Consider the following 16,418-nt stretch of genomic DNA (forward strand, 5'->3'; position numbering starts at 1 on the left):
GCCTGGGCGTCGGGGCTTTGTTGCATCTGCGGGCAAACGAGAGGCTTGCCAACTTCTCAACGATCCTCTTACAGTCACTTCCGAGAGTGGCTCACGCCACACGCTCAGTTAGGAGCAGCATGCCTGAGCCCCAACCGACCGAGGTTGTCTACGTCCTCGGGACGCCCGGAAGCAAGACGGTGAAGATCGGCAGGACGATCGATCCAGAGAAGCGGCTATCTGACATTCAGCGGATGTCGCCAGTACCGCTGGGAGTCCTTTGGACGCATCCGGGCGGCCACGAACTGGAGACAAACCTGCACCGCCAGTTCTCCGCCCTGCGGACGCACGGCGAGTGGTTCACCTTCGGAGGCGACCCGGTGGTCAGCGTGCAATGGGCCATCAAGGACGAGCCGTGGCTGCGGCAGAAGGTCAGCCTCAAGAAGAAGGCGCCACGTCCGGCGCGAGCGCCGGAGACCACCGAGCGAGGGCCAGAGGACAGTCCGGAGCAGCTCGGCAGAAAGATGGCCAAGATGTGGAGCGGGTTGATGACGGCTCTCAGCGCTCTTGCCGACATCCAGGATCCCGTGAAGAGGTACGAAGCCATGCAGCTGCTGGAAGACGAGCTGTCGGACGAATTCCGCGAGATCTACCAGCTCATCGCTGCTGACCTGAAGAAGTCGGGTCGCACCTGGCGTCAGGTGGGCGAGGTGATGGGCGGCGTCAGTGCCCAACGGGCCCACCAAATCTCGCTCGGGGGCACTCCCCTGTACGGAGCCAAAGCCACTCAGAACCAGCAAGCCAGTTAACGCGAACGGCCGGGCGCTGGAACGCCCGGCCTGTTCATCACCAGCGGTGCCAGCCGCTGATCAGCAACCCCTCATCACCAGAATCGAGGTACACGCATGACTGTATCGCAGGGCTGCGCCGTCCCCCAGCCGAAGACCACTGTCGATCTCCTGGATGCACCGCTCCCGGAGCTGCTGACTGAGTGCCGGACGGAGATCGTCGAATCGAGCATCACCGACCGGACCTTCTTCGGCGCGTTCGTGGAGCGCCGTGACGGCTCCCGCATCCTGTCGATGCCGACGGGCCGGTCCGCCTTCGAGCGGGACACCGCGGCCCGCATGCTGCTGGCAGAGGGGCTGGGCCTCGATGCCCCGCCGCTGCCGGAGCCGTTCTCCGTGTCGCGCGTCTGATCTTCTGCCCCTCCTGCACCGTCCGTGTTGCACGGGCGGTGCAGTGCTGTGTGCGCCCTTGTGGCCGCGCTGTCGACCCGTGACCGTGGACATTCAGCGGGGTGGCGAAATGTCGACAGGGGGGTTACATGCGGCGCACGTTGAATGACGCGGCCGGCTGGGTGTTGTTGCGGCTGGCGGTGGTCCTGCATCGCACGGTGGCGAGTAGGGCTGCGCGGGAGCGGCTGCAGCAGCGGCGGAACACAGCGTTGCGGGGTGCGCACCGACGTGGGGTGCAGGTGCCGGAGTTGGCGGGCCGACTGGGCCTGTCGGAGGGCTGGGTGCGGCAGGTGCTGAACGGGAAGCGACCGCCGGAGGTGGAGGAAGCCGCGTAGCCCGCACACAGCAGAAGGCCCCTCTCCGCCGGACTCGGAGAGGGGCCCTCGTCATTCGCCGGCTTTCTCGACGTCCCAGTTGCGGTCGACTCCGGCGCATTCGGCGACGCTGGGCCCGTCGTCGTGACTGGCCGGGCATGGGATGCCGACAGGCTCCGGGGGGATCTTGAGTGCGTCGTCGATGCGGTTGCAGGTGACGGTGACGGCGTCGCACCAGGAGGCGCCGGGTGTGCCGAAGGGGAGCATGCCGTCGGCTTCGCGTTCGGCGACTTCAGTCCGGCGTTCGTCGATCACCTGGCGGATGCGGTCGAGGGCTTCTTCGCGCGCCTTGTTGGAGGCTTCGTGGCTGGCGCAGATGTCGGCGAGGTCGACTTCGTCGAAGTTCTGCAGGAACCACTGGGCTCGGGCGGAGAGCTGGTTGATGCGGTCGCTCATGCGGCTGCCTCCTTGGGCTTGTTGCGCAGGTCGTTGCGGTACTTGCGTTCCCCGGCTTTGCATAGGTCGCAGGGGTCTTCGCCGCGGTAGGTGTGGGCGGCGTAGCCGGCGTGGTCGCCGTGGCGTTCGCGGCGGAGGATTCCGGCCTGCCAGGCGAGATGGACGGCGTTGACCAGTGAGGTGGCGCCGAGTTTGCCCATCAGTCGGTGCCGGGCGTCCTGTACGGCGGGCATCGACTTGTCGATGAGGCGGGCGGTGGCCTCGATGGTGCGGCCGTCGGCTGCATGCCGGAGCACCGTGGTCTCAAGGTCGGTGAGTCGACTGCCGGGTGTGGAGACTCGGGTCACGGCGTGCTCCGTTGCCGTCGTTCGATGACGATGCGGTCGTGGTTGTCGAGGATTCCGTCGGCGCGGGCGAGGAGGCGGAGTGCGCGGCGGAGGACGGTGCGCCAGGGTTCGCGGCGGCGGGCGTAGGCGGCGAGGATGGCGGCGCTGCCGTCGTCGGGCTGCCACTGCAGACGGCGGGTCATCAGGCGGCCTTCCTGCGCCCGCTGTACCAGGGCAGCGCGAGCCCGTCGTTCTCGGCGCGCGGCACGAGGTGCAAGTGCAGGTGGAACACGGACTGCGTGGCCTCCCGGCCCTTGCTGGTGATGACGTTCATAGGCCGGTCCGTCCGCTGCATGAGCTGGGCCGCGCGCCGCATCGTGGCTGCGGACACCTCGGGGTCGGTGGCGAAGTCACGAACGTGCGTCTTCGGGATGATCAGGGTGTGTCCCTCGGTGATCGGGTTAAGCGGGACGATCGCGATGGTGTCGGACCACTCGTGCACGAACGTGGCGGGCGCGCGGCCAAGGTTGATCTCGCAGAACGGGCAGGGCTGTTCGGTCACAGGTAGCTCCCGTCGTGTTGGACGGTGGTGGCGGTGACGATCTGCCAGGCGGTGGCTCCCTGGCCCAACAGGTCGCGGTCGTGGTGGTCGACGTAGGTGGCGTCGTCGAGATCCCACATGGGCTCGCAGTCGAGGGCGAACTGCTCGACGGCGGTGGCGGTCACCGGGGCTCCTGGAACGTCCACCAGCCGTCGTATCCGTCGGGGATCTCCGGGTAGTTGGCGAGCATCGGCCGCAGGATCGCGAGGTGCTGTTGCTGAACATCGGGCTCCTGCGCACCCCAGTACCGTTCGCCGTCCCAGCGACCCTCGCAGTCGCCGCCGTAGCGGCCGTCCAAATCGGCGGACAGGACGGCGTGCGGGTCGTCGAGGTTGAGGGGCTGCGGCAGGTAGTGGCTCCAAAGCTTCAGCGTCCCGAGGCAGGCCCGGGTGACGCCGGACTGCCGTCGGAACCACAGGGCGTTGACGCTGCCGCTGAAGGTGATGCGGTCAATGCCTCCGGCTTGCCTGCCGGTGAGAGTGTCGAGGTCAACGGCGAACGGCTTGCGGCTGATGAGGAATCGGGTCTCGCGGATCATTGCGGCTCCTTTCGGTGCGGGCCGCCCCCGGGTTGGGGGCGGCCGGGGTGGTCAGGCGGTGGGCTGCCAGCTGGGGCAGTTGGTGGTGGGGTGGTCACCGATGAGTTCGCCCGCCCCGCAGTCCCCGGGCCAGCCGGGGTGCTGCGGGTAGGGACCCTCGGACCGCGGCTCGTAGTGCGTGCACGTCTTGCAGGCGCGGGCGGCGGGGTTCTGCCAGCAGCGGGCCATGTGGGCGGTGGCTGCGGCCTTTTTCGCCCATGTGCGGCGACAGAACGGGCACTGGTGGCGGGTGACGGCAAGCGGGGTGGGGAGGTCGACCGAAGATCGAAAGCTCTCAGCGCCCGTCTGCGGCCCGCTGAGGGGGTCTCGGCGTCGCGAGACACCGGCGAGTGGGGTTTCGGCGCTCTCAGGGGCGTACAGCGGCCCTCCTGGGGCCGAGTTGGCGGTGAGGGAGTCTGCGGTCACGATCGCGGCCCCTCGTCGGCCACGCGACCCGGGCCGCTGACGGCATCGATGCCGAGAATGTGCACCGGGTCCATCGGCTTGCGCTTGGGCATCCACTCGCAGGCGCAGTTGTCCAAGCAGCCGTACACGCTGTGCTCGTCGACCACGTGCGAGCAGGTGCAGCGGGGACGAGTTCCCCAGGTCGCGCGCGTCTCGGTGTCGGGCTGCTGCACCCCATCGGCCTTGCGGCGCAGCAGCCGCACGACCGCGTCCCGGCCCGCGTCCCACGCGTCACCGAGCTGGCTGTGATGCCGGTAGCGGTCGTCGACGGGCAACCGCCCGGCGTCACCGGCTGCCTCACGCAGGACGGCGGCGGGCGGCGCGGGCCGGACCGGCACGGCAGGCAGGACGGCCAGCACCGCGTCGGCGACCTCGCCGTACTCGTCGGGCTCCAGCATGTCGGTGCCCCAGGCGAAGCCGAACCCATCGGCCTGGCAGAGGGCGTGCCGGATGCGGTCACGGAGGGCGGTGCGGTCGGTCTGCGGGTTGTTGCTCACGTTGGCTCCTGGTTGGCTTGGGGTGCCGGTGGCCGCATAGCCCGCGGCCAGCCGGTCCAGTGGGTGGTCATGCGGCGGGTGTGAGGTGCTGGCGGACGACGCGCTGGTGCCACTCCACGGCCCAGTCGGCGCAGTTCGCGCAGTTCTTGTGCGTGTGGCCGTCGAGCTGAATGTCTTCCTCGCGGGCGGTGTACGACCAGGCGACGCTGTCGGCGGAGACGAGCTTGTGGCCGTAGCGCTCCAGGCCGAGGGTCTTAACTCCGAAGCCGTGCAGCCGGTAGCCCTTGGCGTGGAAGTGGTTGACGATCTCTTCAATCTCCGCGGTGGCCTGCCGTCGGCACACCGAGCCGAGACCAACAACGCGGGCCTGCAACAGGTCGACGCCAGCCTCGCCGTACAGCTGGTCGCAGTACTCGTAGTCGGCGAGGGTCTGCCCTTGCAGGACCGGTATCCACGGGATCTCGGGGGCCAGAGCGCTGAGCTCCAGGAAGTTCTCGACGGTGAGCCGCTGGTGGATGCGCACCGCGGTGAGGCGGTCCTGCTCGGGGTCGCCGGGCTTCAGGCCGCGCAGTTCGCGGGTGCCGTGGAACTTCAGCCCGCGGGGGGCGGCACCGCCCTCGATGACGATCCTTTCGCACATGTAGTCCATGGGTGCGACCCACTTGCACAGCTCCGGGCCGAGCTCGGACAGGTAGCGGCGGATCTCGGCGACGTACTCGGCTGCGGTGATCCGCCACCGGCCGTGATACTGCAGCTCGGAGAACCCGCCGGAGTCGATGCAGTACGGGTGCAGGGCCTTCGGGAACGCGGACTTGCGTTCGGCAAGGCGGACGCGGGAAACGAAGAGTGTGCGCCCGGCGAGGCGTTCCGCGAACTTCGGGTCGTGTAGCCAGTGCCGCTCGTGGGTGCCGAGGTACAGCTCGGCAACCATTCCGGCAATGTGGGCGATCCGCTCGACGCCTCGCTGCTGCTCCCGCAGCTCTTCGAGCATGCATGCACAGGTGCACCCGTTGCCGCCGGAGCAGCCGCCGCAGTCCTCGCAGCGGTCGCAGGCGCAGTGACCGCACGCGAGGGGTAGGCAGTCGCAGGCGGCGAGCATCGGCTGTTCCGGGGCGAGGGTCACGCCGCCACCACCTGGGCCCGGCGCCGCGCGATGACCGCGATCACGGCAACCGCGGCGAGCGTCATCCACGCCTTGCCCAGCAGCTGGCCGGGCAGGTACTCGAACGACCGGAACGCCAGCCACAGGAAGATCAGGCTGTCCGCGAGCAGACCCACCGCGTTCGAGGCCAGCATCGCCACCGGAAGGCCCCGCTTACGCAGCGGCTCGTACACGGCGAAGTCCATCGACTCCGCCACCGCGAACGCCGCGGCCGACGCCACCGCCAGCGCCGGGTCAGCCAGCCACCACGACAGGGCGGCACCCACGGCGATCGCGGCCAGGACTGCGCCGCGCCCGGCAGCCTCCCGGGCCAAGTCCCGCAGGACCAGGGCGAGACCGACCAGGTACACGCCGGCCGGGGCCAGGTAGTCGAAGCCGACCGGGACGGCGCCGAACTCGGTCACCGCCCAGTTTGCGGCGGGGATGGTGGCGATGTAGGCGGTGAGGGCGATCGCACCTCTGGTGTTCATGGGGCTCCTTACGTGCGGGTCAGTGGCGATGGAGGTTGGGGTGGCGACGGGTCAGGCGGCGGCGTCGATGCCGAGGACGATCGCGCTCGTGCAGGGCCAGAGGACGGCGACCTCGTAGCCGATCCACTGATCGCGGGTGATGACCCGGCCGCTCGGCTCCTGATCGATGACGACGGGCAACCAGGCGCGGATGGTGCGCGTGCAGCGGGCGCAGACGGGCGGGTCGTCGGACACCTCGCCGAAGAACTCACGGTCGTCCTGCACCGGCTCGTGGCCGAACGTCTCGGTGCTGGCCTCGCGTTGCTGGGGGCTGATCTTGCAGCGGCAGGTGTCGTCCCAGTCCTCGGGGCCGAGCGTGGTGTGGACGTCTTTCGACGCGAGGTAGTGGCCGCGAGAGCAGCGGGCTCGCCAGGTGGTGGTCACGGTGTCTCCGTTCGGGTGGTGTTGTGGGGTGGCGCGGGTCAACGCGCGGTCAGGCGGCGTCGGTGGCGCACTTGGGGCAGGTGCACTTGCCGTGGGTGGGGGTGGGCCCGCTGGGGGCGCTGCCTATGGGCCACGCGCCGCGGTGCGGGATGACGTAGTCGGGTTCTTCGGGAGCTGCCGGTTCGGCCGGTGCCGGCTTCGGCGGTGGGGCTCCTACGAGGGAGCGCAGATAGCTCTCCAGGTCGCCGTCTTTCCGGAGGGCGGCGATGTCCTCCGGGTTGAGGCTCACGTCTGGGCCATGTCCACGAACCGTGCGTAGTGCCCTTGGAAGGCGCAGGTGATCGTGGCCGTCGGACCGCCGCGGTGTTTGCCGACGATCAGGTCGGCCTCGCCTGCGCGGGGCGATTCCTTCTCGTAGGCGTCCTCGCGGTGCAGGAGGACCACGATGTCGGCGTCCTGTTCGATCGCACCCGACTCGCGCAGGTCGGACACCATGGGCTTCTTCTCGGTGCGCTGCTCGGGGCCGCGGTTGAGCTGGCACAGGATGATCACTGTGATGCCGAACTCCTTTGCCAGGAGCTTCAGGGATCGCGACAGATCGGCAATGGCCTGCTGGCGGTTCTCGGCCTTGGCGACCTGCATGAGCTGCAGGTAGTCGATGATCACCAGCCGCAGGCCGATGGTCCGCACCAGATGGCGGACCTGCCCGCGCAGCGTCGGCATCGACAGGATCGGCGAGTCGTTGACGTGAAGCGGGGCGGCCGTGATGTCCGGGACGCGGCGGGTGGCGCGGGCCATGTCGACGTCGGTGACGTTGCCCTGCTGGAGGTGGTGGTGCGGGATGCGTGCCTCGGCGCACAGGATCCGGTCGGAGAGTTCCTCCTTGCCCATCTCCAGGGACTCGATCAGTGTCGGGACCTTGTTGGCGATGGCTGCGGCCCTGGCGAAGTCCTGAGCCAGTGTCGTCTTGCCCATGGCCGGCCGGGCACCGATGACGACGAGCTTTCCGGGGGACCAGCCGCCGCAGAGCAGGCTGTCGAGGTCGATGAACCCGGTGGGGATGCGGTCATCCACCGTCGGCGCGGTGATGGCCCGGATCAGGGAGTCGCTGAGGAGTTCGCCGATCGTGGACAGTTCGGACTGCTCGCTGGTGCGGACGACGCCGTCCAGCTCGGCCTGAATGGCGGCGATGTCCTCGTCGGGGTCGAAGGCGGCAGACCGGCCGCGGAGGATCGCGGTGTGCCCGTGGGCGATGAGGCGGGCGGCAACGGCAGCCCGCGTGATCTTCGCTCCGTACCAGGGTGCGGCGCCCGGGTTCGCCACCAAGTACAGGTCGGCGAGCTGGTTTTCGCCGGGTAGCGGGATCGGCAGGTAGCCGGAGGCGTTCCAGGCGGCGAGCTGGCGGTGCACTGCCTGCCAGCGGATCTCGCCCTTGGTGAGGGTCTGGCGGATCTCGTCGGTGGCGTGCCAGGTCCAGCGGAGCCAGTCGGTGGTGATGTCGGCGGGGTCGAACTCGGCGGCCATCTCGTCGATGAGTTCGGGCCGGCTCATCGCGGAGGCGACGACTACGTGTTCGGCGTCGAGGTCGGCGGGGCGGGCGGCCGGCTCGGACTGGTCGTCGAGCGGGGTCTCCCACATGTCGGTGGTCACGCGTTGATCTCCTAAGGGTTCGCTTCGGGTTGGGGTTGGGCGGCCGTCAGGCGGCGGCGCTTCGGCGGCGGTCGGCGCCTTGCAGGAGGACCACGCCGCCGCGGCACATCTCGGCGAGGCGGGAACGGACGCGGTCGCCGGTGACTTCGGCGAGGGCGGACGGCAGCACGTCGCAGGTGATGAGCGCGGGCCGTCGGTTGATGTACCTCTCGTCGAAGATTTCGAAGAGGCGCTCCTGCGTCCACGACGAGGGGCGGGCCGCGGCCAGGTCGTCGATGAACAGCAGGTCGACCTTCTGCAGGTGCTTCACCAGCGCGCGGCCGGAATAGTCATGGGCGTCGGGGCGCAGCGCGTCGAACAGGGCGGTCGAGCGGTAGAACTCGACGACCGGGCTACCGCGGTAGCTGTCACCGAACTGGCCGTGCACCCACTGGCGGGTGGCCTGCCAGGCGGAGTGCGTCTTGCCGACGCCGATAGGGCCGGTGAGGAACAGGCTCGGGCAGTCGGAGTCGCCGGCAGCCCAGGCGGCGACGGGTGGCTCAAGCTCGATGCCGGCCTGGTAGATGCCGGGGATCTTGGCAGTGAAGGCGGCGACGGCGGCGTCACGCCGCTCCGCGATCCACGACTGCCGCGGGCTCGGCTCAGAACTGGAGTGCATCAGGGATCTCCTCTTCGGGGATTTCGCGGGGTGCTGTCGGCGTGCCTGCCTTACGCGGCAGGGGCGGGGGCTCGTCCTCGTAGCGCTTCTGGTTCAGCCACGTCGAGGCGTGAGGAATGAACTGCTGCTCGGTCTTCGCCGCGAGGTGGTATTCGGCGTGCGCCTTGAGGGCAGCGAGAAGGGATGCGGGGTCGGCGCCGTTCTTGGTCGCCTTGATCCACGCTTTGGCGGCTTCGCTCTTGCCGGCCTTGCGGGGGTACAGGCTCCAGAACTCGTCGAAGGCGGGCCCGGGATCGGCGGATGCGCGCGTCGCCGAAGGTGTCGCGGCGGGCGTTCCTTTCCCTGTTCCCTGTTCCTTTCCCTGTTCCTTTCCTTTCCTTTCCGCCAGTGAGTCCTCCGTGCTTCCTCCGTGAGGAGTGGATGAGTCCTCATCTGCGCAGGTCGCGCCCAGGATTGGGGCCTCTGGCGGCGGGGGGATCTTGCTGTCCGTCGGGCGGTTGATTTTCTGGTGCTCGCGCCAGCCTCGAACGGCCAAGTAGCGCTTCTGATTGAGCGTGTAGCGAAGGATCAGTGAGGACTCACTGAGGGCTCCCAGATCGCCTTCGATGTCGGCCGCGGTCCGCTCATCGAGGGGCCAGAGGGCAGCCTTGATGAGGCGCGCGTCGTCGACGCAGCGGCCACTGTCGTCGACGTGCGTCCAGAGGCCGATGAAGGTGAGCCGCTGCTCGTAGGTGAGATCGGCGATCGTCAGGGAGGTGAAGAAATCAGGCTTGATGGACCGAATGCGCGGCATCAGTGGCCTCCTCTCGCGCTGCGCTTGTTGAAGCTGGGGTTCTCGGTGCGGATCGCGTGACGTTCGGCGTCGAGTGCCTGCCATTGGGTGGGATGGATCTCGACTGCGACGTAGGCGGCGGCCGGCCACCATCTGGCGTTTCGTCGGTGCTTCACCCACCGCTCGATGGGCTGGCCGGTGATGCCGACGTAGAGCAGGGCCCTGCTGCGGTCGTAGAAGCGGTACAGGGCCGTGCGCGGCGCCAGGCCGGGGTCCTCCTCGGGGCGGACGAGGTCACGTGTCCGGGCTCCCGGGTTGAACTCCCTGAGCGGTGGGCTAGTCAGCACGAGCGTTCTTCTCTCTGGCTGTTGCGGATGAGGTTGAGGGCTGCTGGTCAGGGCCGGTCGCGCAGTCGGCGGCCCGCGGTCACGCGGCGGCCTCGGCTTCGTCGTCCTCGTCGTCGGGTGTCTCGTGCTCGAAGGCGCGTTCCTGGTCGGCCGGCGTGAGGGTGCGGTAGCAGGCCCGGCATAGCTGCTCGTCGCGGAAGCGGTTGGTCTTCACGTGGTCGCGCTCGAACTGCGGGAAGGTGCGCTTGCCGCAGCGCGTCACGGTGGGCGAGATGGCGAGCGCCACGAGGGCACCACCGCCTTCGACGACCTCAGTCACGGCGTCGTCGTCAAGGTGGTACGCGCGGTAGTGGACGGTGCCGGTGCTGACGGTCTCGATGAACATCAGGTCCGCGTCGCAGGGGATCTGCCCGTTCACGCCGCCACCTCCACGGCGTATTCGGGGTGGTCGCGGAAGGCGTGGTCGATGTACGACTTGTCGACGCCGAGGCGGGCGGCTGCGTCCGTCTTGTTGGCCCCGGTCGTGGTCATGATCCAGTGCGCGTCTTGGGCGATACGTTCGCGCCGGGTGAGCTTGTGCATCGGCTCGAAGTCCGGGTCGTCGATGCAGCCGGGGTGCTGGTCCCAGTACTTGGGCGGGGCCCACCCTTGCTCCTTGGCATTGCGGCGGGCGCGGGCGATTCCGATCTCGCTGACGCCGTGCTTGCGGGGTCGGGAGCGGCGCAGTTGGTCGTAGGCGTCGATGGTTGCCTGCGCGGTGGTTCCGTACACGCGCTGGCTGCGGACGAGGATGCGGCGGACGTTGTCGGGCTTGATGCCGATGTGGGGGCCGAGTTCCTTGAGGGGCCAGCCGATGGCGGACAGCGCCTGGATGCGGCGTCGGGTGCCTGTGGGGTCGACGCGGCCGGGCAGGGTGGGCTCAAGCGGGATGGCGAGGATCTTCGCCTGGAACTCGGGCGTGGTCTGCCGGATCATGCCGCGGCCCTGCTTGGGTGCCGCCTGCGTGTAGAGCCGGACGGTGTTCCAGTCGATGCCGGTGAGGACGGAGACGCGGTGCGGGGTGTAGCCGACGGCGTACAGCTTGAGGAGATGTTGGCGGATGGGTGTGGCGTCAATGAAGGGCTGCCAGGTGCCGGCGGCTACGGCGCGGAGCCGGTTGTTCTGCCACTCGTTGTAGCGGCTGACGCACTCGGGAAGCCGGCAGCGGTAGTCGGTGACGCAGGTGAGGTTGCGGTGATGGGGGGCTTCGCGGACGGCGGTGGTCACGGCTGCTTCTCCTCTCCGGTGTCGCGGAGGTTGTCGGTGTTGGTGCCGGCCTGGTTGTCGGGTGCGCCGGGAAGTCGGTCGGTGGCGCCGAGGAAGCGGGCGCATCGGAAGGCGAGCCAGGTTCCGCCGACGGCGATGGCGAGTCCGACGAGCGCGGGCCACCAGGTGTCGATGGCCGCGTGCACGTTGATGAGTCCGTTGGTGACGGCGCTGATCTGCGCGGGGGTCATCGACGCCTCCCGTTGAGGAGCCAGCCGATGCCGGCGCCGAGTCCGAAGCAGACGGCGGCGAATGCGGCACCGATCACGTACAAGGCGCCGAGGTTGATGTGGTTGAGGCGGTCCATCACGCCGCCGCCTTCCGGGTGCGTGCGGCCCGCCGCTTGGCGGCGATGAGTCGGCCCTTCGCGGTGGTGTTACGCACCTCGCCGTGGACCCAACCGCTCACCGTCTGCTGCTTGACGCCGAGGATCTGACCTATGACCGTCTGGGTCATGCGACCGCTTCGGTACATCGCAATCGCCCAAGCGACCTGCTCGTCCGTGACCGTCACCTTGTGGTGGTCACGTCCGTACCGGGGTTTGTTCTTACGTCGCCCCTTGCCGTCCATGTCGGCGACGTTGGCCGCCTGCGTGCCTGCGAAGAGGTGGTCGGCGCGAACGCAAGCAGGGTTGTCGCAGCGGTGGAAGATGCCGAGGTTCGCGGGCAACGAGCCGTGTTCCAGGGCGTAGGCGACGCGGTAGGCGTAGTAGGTGCGGTTCTTGATCCGCATCCGGCCCCGACCGCCAGGAGTTTGCGCAAAGCCCTTCCAGCTCCAGCAGTTCGGACCCTTCGCCACTTTGGCCATGAAGCGCTGACGGACGACTTCCATCTCTCCCGGGGTCAAGTTCAGCGGGATCATGCCGCCTCCACCTGGTCCGCAGCTGTGCGGCGCCGGTAGACCGCTATCGGGTGACCCTTGGTGCGGGGCGCCGTAGAGGGCACGTAGGTCTTGGTGTGGATCAGGTAGTTGTGTGACATGCCGCGGAGCACGCCGGGGAGGACGCCGCCGGCCACCTCGGGCAGCTGCCCGCGCAGGTCGTTGGCAGAGACGGTGTCGTGGTCGCGCATCCAGATGAGGACGGCCTGGGCGACGACCTTGCGGTCCCAGTCGGAGGCCTGGCGGACGAGCTGGGCGAGGGTTTTGTCGCGGGCGTCGGAGGCGACCTGCTCGGCGAGTGTGAGGCGGGGCATGGTGTGCTCCCTTCCGGGTGTGGTGTTCTGGGTTCCGAGCCGGCCGCAATGCCCGCGGCCGGCTCAGGCGCGTGCGGGCTACTGCTCGGTGGGCTGGGGTGCGGGCGTCGACTCCGGCTCGGCGGCGAGCCAGGCGAGGAGCGGGACGGCGATGTCGCGTGCTCCCTGCGGGCGCTGGATGACCTTGCGGTTCAGGGCCGGGCAACGGGACTTGAGGACTTCGAGCGTGTTGTCGATGTCCATCGCGACGGCGACGTCGAACTCGTACTCGATGCCCTTGCGCTGCTCGGGCCGGGTGCCGACCTGCTTCGGCTTGCCGTTCTCCAGGACCCACTCGGTGTAGGAGCGCATCGAAGCGACGACGTGACCGGGGTAGGCGAGGATCGCGGCGACCATGTCGTTCTGCATGGGCGTGCCGTCTTTCCAGCCGGCGACCTTGTTCCCGCCGTACTTGGCCTTGGCCCTATCGACCTGTTCCAACGTGCCGTCGGCGCCCTTCCAGAAGTGGGAGAGGGAGTCGACGAAGACCGTCGGGTAGCCGGCCTGTGCGGCGGCGTCGAGGGCTCGGGCGAGATCGCGGGGGTCGTAGCGGTCCATGGCGAGGGTGTCGAACTGGATGCCGCCGATCCCGGCGTAGAGACTGGCGGCGCCCTTCTCGGTGTCGATGACGGCGAACTTGCGGCCCTCGGACAGGCCGTAGGCGATGCCGAGGCCGGTCCACGTCTTGCCGGAACCCGACATGCCCTGGATGGACAGGCGAGCCTTGCGACCGGCCTTGCTGGCGGGGCGGAACGCGAACTGGGCGGCGGAGCCGTTCTGTTCGGCGGCGGGGCGTCCGGCGCGGACGGGCGGCGGGAGCTGGGACATGCGGGGTTCTCCTAGGCGTACTGGCGCTCGACCCATGCGGGCAGCGCGGTCATCGGGTTGGGCAGGTAGCCAGGCCACTCGCCGCGTTCGCGGCAGATGGCGTAGGTGTTGAGGGCGACCTCGTTGAGGTGGCGGCCGATGCCGCGGGCCATCGGGTCGCAGGTGGTGACGACCACCAGGTAGGGCGGCTCTTTCTCCTGCAGCACGAACTGGAACGGCTTCTCCGGGTCGGCGACGTCGAGGGCGAGGCCGCCGTCGAGGTACCACTCCTGCTGCTGCGCGTAGCCGTGCTCGTGGAACGCCTTCTCCAGGTCCTCGCGGCGGCAGGAGCGGGCGGTCTTGTAGTCGACGATCTGGCCGTCGTTGCGCAGCCAGTCGAAGCGGGCCCGCCGCCAAACGCCGTGGTCCTCCCAGAAGGCGGACTGTTCGGCGACACCAGAGCCGGGCTCCAGGAGGCTGGCCGCTTCCTCGTGCTCGCGCAGGGCGGCGGCCATGGCGTGGACCTGGTCGAGCTCGTGGCGCTTGAGCGGGATGTCCCCGGCGGCCCGTATGGCGGCGACCTCGGCCTTGATGGCGTCGGTGTTCCACTTCTCCGCGTCGACGAGAACCAGTTCGGGGCCGTCGTCGAGGACGAGCTTGTGGGCGGCGGTGCCGAGTTCGAGCGCCTTGTTGTAGGGCTGGGGGTTGTCGAGCTGCCACTTGAAGGCGGCTGGGCACTTCTTGACGAGCGTGCGGGCGCCAGTCGAGGAGAGGCTGCCGCCGGGGATCGGGTCCCGGTGGTAGAGCTCGGCGCCGATGTCGTACAGGCCCGGCTCGACCTCGGCCGCTGCCTCGACGGCCGCGGTCATTTGCTGGCCTCCGGTGCTCCGCGGAGGGCGCTGGCGACCTCGGGCTCGCAGTCCTCGCACAGGCCGGTGGCCGGGACGAACGGCCCGCCGGTGTCGCCGCAGCGAGTGCACGCGAGTGGCGCGACCTGCTTTGTGGTGCTTTCGGTGCTCATGTGACTCCGTTCAGGGTGTGCGGATGGGTGGGACTCCGCCCCGCCGGGGGGGGGTCGGGGCGGAGTCCCTGGGGCCGCGGATCCCGCTTGGGGGAAGGCGGGCTCTACGCGGCGTTCTGTGGAGGTGTTGGTCAGGCCGCCCCGACGTCGGCCTGCTTCGTACTGCTCGGATCGACGAAGAACTCGTCCGCGTCGAAGAGGCCGTCATCCTGCGGCGGGATCGCCTTAACCGCCTTCGCGATCTTCCGGCGGACCGCGTCGTAGCAGCCGGGGCACATCGCCGCGAGCCGCCGGGCCGGCAGTGAGGCTGCGGTCACGAAGTCGCCCTCGTTGATCGGGTCTCGCGGCGTCGCGATCAGGACGACCTCGCCCTTCTTGCTGATGTGCTTGCCGTTCTCCAGCGGGCACCGGTCCTGCCGGCCGCGACGGTTCGGGTCGTGCTTGCTGCCGCATGCCCCGCGGCATTCGCAGCGGTGGCCGGCGCGGTTCATGACCGTGGTCCACAGGGCGGCGCCGACTATCGGGGGGCGGACGGTCATCGGATCCTCCCGGGGTCGGTGACGGGTCCGAGGTGTCCTGCGTCGCGGGCGGCCCACAGGGTGGTGACGTCGATTGCGTCGGTGTCCTGGTCGGCACCGATGCGCTGCATGGGCGGCACGGTGATGCGGTGGGCGTTGGCTTCGGCGGCGAGTTGGGGGCCGAACTTGGCGCGCAGGCGTAGGGCTTCGTCGCGCCACATGTCCCGCTCGTCGGTGAGGTCGTCGATGTCGGCCTGCTGCTTTACGACCAGTTCCTCGGCCTCCGCCTGCTTGGCGGCGGTGTCATCGAGTGCGCGGTCCTTGTCGTCGAGCTGGATGCGGTAGCCAGCCATGAGGAGTTCGGCCCCGGCGAGCTTGTGGCGCAGCCGGTCGATCTCGTCCGGGGCCCGGTGCTTGCGGGCCGGTCGGGGCGACCGGTCGAAGATGCCGAGCCGGACAGGCAGCAGGTCGGTGAGGGTGGTCATTGGTTTCCCTTCCGCAGTGCGCGGATGAAGCCGATGAAGAAGGGGCCGCACAGCACGAGCGGCGCGAGGTAGATCACTGCTGTTCCTTGCGGTTGAGGTCGAGCACGTTGAGGAGTTCGCGGAGTCGGGCGGTGACGATTGGGTTGGCCGCGAGCTCGGCGGAGGTCAGCTGCGGGTGTTCGGCGGCGATCCGGTCGGCCACGTGCACTGCTGCGGCGCGGCGTTGGCGGCTGGTCAGGCTGGTGCTGCCGAGCACGTGCTGATCGAGTTCGCGGCCACTCATCACGAGGCCTGGGCCGCGTCGAGGGTCTGCTGACTCGTCTTGGCCTTCACGTGCGGGCAGCGGGCGGCGAGGTCGATCTCGGCGCGGTAGCGGTCCCAGCTCATGAGCTCCATGCGGTAGCCCTGGCGCTGGTACTTGTCGCGCTCGCGCTTCAGCGGGTAGTGCTCGCGCCAGGCCTGCTCCTCGGTGGCGAACGCCTCGTCACCGAACGCAGCGGTGAGGGCTCCGCAGGGGCAGCCGCACGGCGCCCACGTGATCCATGTGCAGTTCGTCAGCGGGTACAGCCCGCCGTCGACCTCGACCTTCAGTTCAGGCATGTCCGCCTCCTTTCAGGCGCTGGTTGAGCCGGTTGGCGGTGGCGATGCGGGCCTGCAGGTCGGTCTCGCGGGCGGCGAGCGACCGCGTGTAGTGGCGTTCGACCCGGTAGGCGGCGGCCACGACGCAGACGAGGATCAGCAGGGGGCCGGCGATGGCGAGGAGGGTGGTCACGCCGCCTCCTGGCTGATGCGGTTGAGGTAGTCCTCGTAGGTCTCGGCCGGCTCGCTGTCGGTCTGGTCGGTGACGCCGAGCCAGCTGGCTATGCCGCGGACGATGACGACGGGCGGAAGGGCTGCGAGGTCGACAGCGGTCATCACTCGGCCTCCTGTTCGTGGAGGCGGAGCCAGGCGCGGCGCTGTGTGTAGTGGGCGTGGACGCGGGCTACACGGTCGACGTACTCCGTCGTGGTCCACGGCTTCACACCCCGGGCGCGGCGGGCCATCTCCTGCTCGACGCGGGCGATGGCGTCCTGCTCCAGGTCGGCGAGCGGGCGGGGTTCGATGACGGTCGCCAT

Annotated in this window: 34 protein-coding genes; 3 read left to right on the top strand and 31 right to left on the bottom strand. The window is 69.2% G+C overall.

Going from position 1 to position 16,418, the window contains the following annotated elements:
• Positions 1-119 precede the first annotated feature (119 nt).
• From AB5J49_RS08075 to AB5J49_RS08085, 3 genes are all read left to right on the top strand, one after another.
• A complete protein-coding gene (locus AB5J49_RS08075) occupies positions 120-788 on the top strand; it encodes a GIY-YIG nuclease family protein (protein ID WP_369167818.1) in 669 nt (222 codons plus the stop codon).
• 96 nt (positions 789-884) lie between these two features.
• Entirely contained in the window at positions 885-1,178 is a 294-nt protein-coding gene (locus AB5J49_RS08080) for a hypothetical protein (protein WP_369167819.1), read from the top strand.
• 128 nt (positions 1,179-1,306) lie between these two features.
• The gene (locus tag AB5J49_RS08085) at positions 1,307-1,552 is read left to right on the top strand and encodes a hypothetical protein (RefSeq protein WP_369167820.1); all 246 of its coding nucleotides are present in this window, start codon (positions 1,307-1,309) and stop codon (positions 1,550-1,552) included.
• Between the two features lie 51 nt (positions 1,553-1,603).
• Here AB5J49_RS08085 and AB5J49_RS08090 read toward each other — a convergent pair whose 3' ends face one another.
• The 31 genes from AB5J49_RS08090 to AB5J49_RS08240 all read right to left on the bottom strand — a co-directional run bounded on the left by AB5J49_RS08090 (position 1,604) and on the right by AB5J49_RS08240 (position 16,418).
• Positions 1,604-1,987 (bottom strand): hypothetical protein, encoded by a 384-nt coding sequence (locus AB5J49_RS08090; protein WP_369167821.1) that lies wholly within the window; start codon positions 1,985-1,987, stop codon positions 1,604-1,606.
• Complete coding sequence (locus AB5J49_RS08095) at positions 1,984-2,334, bottom strand: LuxR C-terminal-related transcriptional regulator (protein WP_369167822.1); 351 nt, start codon at positions 2,332-2,334, stop codon at positions 1,984-1,986. Before AB5J49_RS08095 ends, AB5J49_RS08090 begins: the two co-directional genes overlap by 4 nt.
• Positions 2,331-2,516, bottom strand: coding sequence for a hypothetical protein (locus tag AB5J49_RS08100; protein WP_369167823.1), 186 nt, complete (start codon positions 2,514-2,516; stop codon positions 2,331-2,333). Before AB5J49_RS08100 ends, AB5J49_RS08095 begins: the two co-directional genes overlap by 4 nt.
• Positions 2,516-2,875, bottom strand: coding sequence for an HIT family protein (locus tag AB5J49_RS08105; protein ID WP_369167824.1), 360 nt, complete (start codon positions 2,873-2,875; stop codon positions 2,516-2,518). The genes AB5J49_RS08100 and AB5J49_RS08105 overlap by 1 nt, the downstream gene beginning before the upstream one ends.
• A complete protein-coding gene (locus AB5J49_RS08110) occupies positions 2,872-3,039 on the bottom strand; it encodes a hypothetical protein (protein ID WP_369167825.1) in 168 nt (55 codons plus the stop codon). Before AB5J49_RS08110 ends, AB5J49_RS08105 begins: the two co-directional genes overlap by 4 nt.
• Positions 3,036-3,452, bottom strand: a complete 417-nt coding sequence (locus tag AB5J49_RS08115) for a hypothetical protein (protein ID WP_369167826.1) — start codon at positions 3,450-3,452, stop codon at positions 3,036-3,038. The genes AB5J49_RS08110 and AB5J49_RS08115 overlap by 4 nt, the downstream gene beginning before the upstream one ends.
• 51 nt (positions 3,453-3,503) lie before the next feature.
• Positions 3,504-3,917: a hypothetical protein gene (locus AB5J49_RS08120; protein WP_369167827.1), complete on the bottom strand. Its 414-nt coding sequence runs from the start codon at positions 3,915-3,917 to the stop codon at positions 3,504-3,506.
• Positions 3,914-4,453 (bottom strand): hypothetical protein, encoded by a 540-nt coding sequence (locus tag AB5J49_RS08125; RefSeq protein WP_369167828.1) that lies wholly within the window; start codon positions 4,451-4,453, stop codon positions 3,914-3,916. The genes AB5J49_RS08120 and AB5J49_RS08125 overlap by 4 nt, the downstream gene beginning before the upstream one ends.
• A gap of 67 nt (positions 4,454-4,520) precedes the next feature.
• The gene (locus tag AB5J49_RS08130; RefSeq protein WP_369167829.1) at positions 4,521-5,576 is read right to left on the bottom strand and encodes a hypothetical protein; all 1,056 of its coding nucleotides are present in this window, start codon (positions 5,574-5,576) and stop codon (positions 4,521-4,523) included.
• Positions 5,573-6,085 (bottom strand): VUT family protein, encoded by a 513-nt coding sequence (locus AB5J49_RS08135; RefSeq protein ID WP_369167830.1) that lies wholly within the window; start codon positions 6,083-6,085, stop codon positions 5,573-5,575. The genes AB5J49_RS08130 and AB5J49_RS08135 overlap by 4 nt, the downstream gene beginning before the upstream one ends.
• Positions 6,086-6,136: 51 nt before the next feature.
• Positions 6,137-6,508 (bottom strand): hypothetical protein, encoded by a 372-nt coding sequence (locus AB5J49_RS08140; RefSeq protein ID WP_369167831.1) that lies wholly within the window; start codon positions 6,506-6,508, stop codon positions 6,137-6,139.
• Between the two features lie 49 nt (positions 6,509-6,557).
• The gene (locus AB5J49_RS08145; RefSeq protein WP_369167832.1) at positions 6,558-6,797 is read right to left on the bottom strand and encodes a hypothetical protein; all 240 of its coding nucleotides are present in this window, start codon (positions 6,795-6,797) and stop codon (positions 6,558-6,560) included.
• Positions 6,794-8,158, bottom strand: coding sequence for a replicative DNA helicase (locus AB5J49_RS08150; protein ID WP_369167833.1), 1,365 nt, complete (start codon positions 8,156-8,158; stop codon positions 6,794-6,796). Before AB5J49_RS08150 ends, AB5J49_RS08145 begins: the two co-directional genes overlap by 4 nt.
• A gap of 46 nt (positions 8,159-8,204) precedes the next feature.
• Positions 8,205-8,816 carry a DnaA/Hda family protein gene (locus AB5J49_RS08155; protein ID WP_369167834.1) on the bottom strand — a complete coding sequence of 204 codons (612 nt, stop codon included), beginning with the start codon at positions 8,814-8,816 and terminating at the stop codon, positions 8,205-8,207.
• Positions 8,800-9,609 (bottom strand): hypothetical protein, encoded by an 810-nt coding sequence (locus AB5J49_RS08160; protein WP_369167836.1) that lies wholly within the window; start codon positions 9,607-9,609, stop codon positions 8,800-8,802. Before AB5J49_RS08160 ends, AB5J49_RS08155 begins: the two co-directional genes overlap by 17 nt.
• Entirely contained in the window at positions 9,609-9,935 is a 327-nt protein-coding gene (locus AB5J49_RS08165; RefSeq protein ID WP_369167838.1) for a GIY-YIG nuclease family protein, read from the bottom strand. Before AB5J49_RS08165 ends, AB5J49_RS08160 begins: the two co-directional genes overlap by 1 nt.
• Positions 9,936-10,014: 79 nt before the next feature.
• A complete protein-coding gene (locus tag AB5J49_RS08170; protein ID WP_369167840.1) occupies positions 10,015-10,353 on the bottom strand; it encodes a hypothetical protein in 339 nt (112 codons plus the stop codon).
• On the bottom strand, positions 10,350-11,201 hold the full coding sequence (locus AB5J49_RS08175) for a hypothetical protein (protein ID WP_369167841.1): 852 nt from the start codon (positions 11,199-11,201) through the stop codon (positions 10,350-10,352). The genes AB5J49_RS08170 and AB5J49_RS08175 overlap by 4 nt, the downstream gene beginning before the upstream one ends.
• Positions 11,198-11,431 (bottom strand): hypothetical protein, encoded by a 234-nt coding sequence (locus AB5J49_RS08180; protein ID WP_369167843.1) that lies wholly within the window; start codon positions 11,429-11,431, stop codon positions 11,198-11,200. Before AB5J49_RS08180 ends, AB5J49_RS08175 begins: the two co-directional genes overlap by 4 nt.
• Positions 11,432-11,546: 115 nt before the next feature.
• Complete coding sequence (locus AB5J49_RS08185; RefSeq protein ID WP_369167844.1) at positions 11,547-12,101, bottom strand: HNH endonuclease signature motif containing protein; 555 nt, start codon at positions 12,099-12,101, stop codon at positions 11,547-11,549.
• Positions 12,098-12,433: a hypothetical protein gene (locus AB5J49_RS08190; protein WP_369167845.1), complete on the bottom strand. Its 336-nt coding sequence runs from the start codon at positions 12,431-12,433 to the stop codon at positions 12,098-12,100. The genes AB5J49_RS08185 and AB5J49_RS08190 overlap by 4 nt, the downstream gene beginning before the upstream one ends.
• A 78-nt stretch (positions 12,434-12,511) precedes the next feature.
• The gene (locus tag AB5J49_RS08195; protein WP_369167846.1) at positions 12,512-13,300 is read right to left on the bottom strand and encodes an AAA family ATPase; all 789 of its coding nucleotides are present in this window, start codon (positions 13,298-13,300) and stop codon (positions 12,512-12,514) included.
• Positions 13,301-13,311: 11 nt separating this feature from the next.
• Complete coding sequence (locus AB5J49_RS08200) at positions 13,312-14,148, bottom strand: PD-(D/E)XK nuclease-like domain-containing protein (RefSeq protein ID WP_369167847.1); 837 nt, start codon at positions 14,146-14,148, stop codon at positions 13,312-13,314.
• Positions 14,145-14,300, bottom strand: coding sequence for a hypothetical protein (locus AB5J49_RS08205; protein WP_369167849.1), 156 nt, complete (start codon positions 14,298-14,300; stop codon positions 14,145-14,147). The genes AB5J49_RS08200 and AB5J49_RS08205 overlap by 4 nt, the downstream gene beginning before the upstream one ends.
• Positions 14,301-14,431: 131 nt before the next feature.
• Positions 14,432-14,839: a hypothetical protein gene (locus AB5J49_RS08210; protein WP_369167850.1), complete on the bottom strand. Its 408-nt coding sequence runs from the start codon at positions 14,837-14,839 to the stop codon at positions 14,432-14,434.
• Complete coding sequence (locus tag AB5J49_RS08215) at positions 14,836-15,303, bottom strand: hypothetical protein (RefSeq protein WP_369167851.1); 468 nt, start codon at positions 15,301-15,303, stop codon at positions 14,836-14,838. Before AB5J49_RS08215 ends, AB5J49_RS08210 begins: the two co-directional genes overlap by 4 nt.
• A gap of 73 nt (positions 15,304-15,376) precedes the next feature.
• The gene (locus tag AB5J49_RS08220; RefSeq protein WP_369167852.1) at positions 15,377-15,586 is read right to left on the bottom strand and encodes a hypothetical protein; all 210 of its coding nucleotides are present in this window, start codon (positions 15,584-15,586) and stop codon (positions 15,377-15,379) included.
• Positions 15,586-15,903 carry a hypothetical protein gene (locus AB5J49_RS08225; RefSeq protein WP_369167853.1) on the bottom strand — a complete coding sequence of 106 codons (318 nt, stop codon included), beginning with the start codon at positions 15,901-15,903 and terminating at the stop codon, positions 15,586-15,588. Before AB5J49_RS08225 ends, AB5J49_RS08220 begins: the two co-directional genes overlap by 1 nt.
• On the bottom strand, positions 15,896-16,075 hold the full coding sequence (locus AB5J49_RS08230; protein ID WP_369167854.1) for a hypothetical protein: 180 nt from the start codon (positions 16,073-16,075) through the stop codon (positions 15,896-15,898). Before AB5J49_RS08230 ends, AB5J49_RS08225 begins: the two co-directional genes overlap by 8 nt.
• Positions 16,072-16,218, bottom strand: a complete 147-nt coding sequence (locus AB5J49_RS08235) for a hypothetical protein (RefSeq protein ID WP_369167855.1) — start codon at positions 16,216-16,218, stop codon at positions 16,072-16,074. The genes AB5J49_RS08230 and AB5J49_RS08235 overlap by 4 nt, the downstream gene beginning before the upstream one ends.
• Positions 16,218-16,418, bottom strand: coding sequence for a hypothetical protein (locus tag AB5J49_RS08240; protein WP_369167857.1), 201 nt, complete (start codon positions 16,416-16,418; stop codon positions 16,218-16,220). Before AB5J49_RS08240 ends, AB5J49_RS08235 begins: the two co-directional genes overlap by 1 nt.

The organism is Streptomyces sp. R28, assembly GCF_041052385.1.
GTDB lineage: Bacteria > Actinomycetota > Actinomycetes > Streptomycetales > Streptomycetaceae > Streptomyces.

What these genes read in the sequence shown, in the direction of transcription:
- AB5J49_RS08075 (WP_369167818.1), top strand. Translation starts at nt 120, where the DNA reads ATGCCTGAGCCCCAACCGACCGAGGTTGTCTACGTCCTCGGGACGCCC.
- AB5J49_RS08080 (WP_369167819.1), top strand. Translation starts at nt 885, where the DNA reads ATGACTGTATCGCAGGGCTGCGCCGTCCCCCAGCCGAAGACCACTGTC.
- AB5J49_RS08085 (WP_369167820.1), top strand. Translation starts at nt 1,307, where the DNA reads ATGCGGCGCACGTTGAATGACGCGGCCGGCTGGGTGTTGTTGCGGCTG.
- AB5J49_RS08090 (WP_369167821.1), bottom strand. Translation starts at nt 1,987, where the DNA reads ATGAGCGACCGCATCAACCAGCTCTCCGCCCGAGCCCAGTGGTTCCTG.
- AB5J49_RS08100 (WP_369167823.1), bottom strand. Translation starts at nt 2,516, where the DNA reads ATGACCCGCCGTCTGCAGTGGCAGCCCGACGACGGCAGCGCCGCCATC.
- AB5J49_RS08115 (WP_369167826.1), bottom strand. Translation starts at nt 3,452, where the DNA reads ATGATCCGCGAGACCCGATTCCTCATCAGCCGCAAGCCGTTCGCCGTT.
- AB5J49_RS08135 (WP_369167830.1), bottom strand. Translation starts at nt 6,085, where the DNA reads ATGAACACCAGAGGTGCGATCGCCCTCACCGCCTACATCGCCACCATC.
- AB5J49_RS08155 (WP_369167834.1), bottom strand. Translation starts at nt 8,816, where the DNA reads ATGCACTCCAGTTCTGAGCCGAGCCCGCGGCAGTCGTGGATCGCGGAG.
- AB5J49_RS08160 (WP_369167836.1), bottom strand. Translation starts at nt 9,609, where the DNA reads ATGCCGCGCATTCGGTCCATCAAGCCTGATTTCTTCACCTCCCTGACG.
- AB5J49_RS08180 (WP_369167843.1), bottom strand. Translation starts at nt 11,431, where the DNA reads ATGACCCCCGCGCAGATCAGCGCCGTCACCAACGGACTCATCAACGTG.
- AB5J49_RS08185 (WP_369167844.1), bottom strand. Translation starts at nt 12,101, where the DNA reads ATGATCCCGCTGAACTTGACCCCGGGAGAGATGGAAGTCGTCCGTCAG.
- AB5J49_RS08190 (WP_369167845.1), bottom strand. Translation starts at nt 12,433, where the DNA reads ATGCCCCGCCTCACACTCGCCGAGCAGGTCGCCTCCGACGCCCGCGAC.
- AB5J49_RS08195 (WP_369167846.1), bottom strand. Translation starts at nt 13,300, where the DNA reads ATGTCCCAGCTCCCGCCGCCCGTCCGCGCCGGACGCCCCGCCGCCGAA.
- AB5J49_RS08200 (WP_369167847.1), bottom strand. Translation starts at nt 14,148, where the DNA reads ATGACCGCGGCCGTCGAGGCAGCGGCCGAGGTCGAGCCGGGCCTGTAC.
- AB5J49_RS08205 (WP_369167849.1), bottom strand. Translation starts at nt 14,300, where the DNA reads ATGAGCACCGAAAGCACCACAAAGCAGGTCGCGCCACTCGCGTGCACT.
- AB5J49_RS08210 (WP_369167850.1), bottom strand. Translation starts at nt 14,839, where the DNA reads ATGACCGTCCGCCCCCCGATAGTCGGCGCCGCCCTGTGGACCACGGTC.
- AB5J49_RS08215 (WP_369167851.1), bottom strand. Translation starts at nt 15,303, where the DNA reads ATGACCACCCTCACCGACCTGCTGCCTGTCCGGCTCGGCATCTTCGAC.
- AB5J49_RS08220 (WP_369167852.1), bottom strand. Translation starts at nt 15,586, where the DNA reads ATGAGTGGCCGCGAACTCGATCAGCACGTGCTCGGCAGCACCAGCCTG.
- AB5J49_RS08225 (WP_369167853.1), bottom strand. Translation starts at nt 15,903, where the DNA reads ATGCCTGAACTGAAGGTCGAGGTCGACGGCGGGCTGTACCCGCTGACG.
- AB5J49_RS08235 (WP_369167855.1), bottom strand. Translation starts at nt 16,218, where the DNA reads ATGACCGCTGTCGACCTCGCAGCCCTTCCGCCCGTCGTCATCGTCCGC.
- AB5J49_RS08240 (WP_369167857.1), bottom strand. Translation starts at nt 16,418, where the DNA reads ATGGCGACCGTCATCGAACCCCGCCCGCTCGCCGACCTGGAGCAGGAC.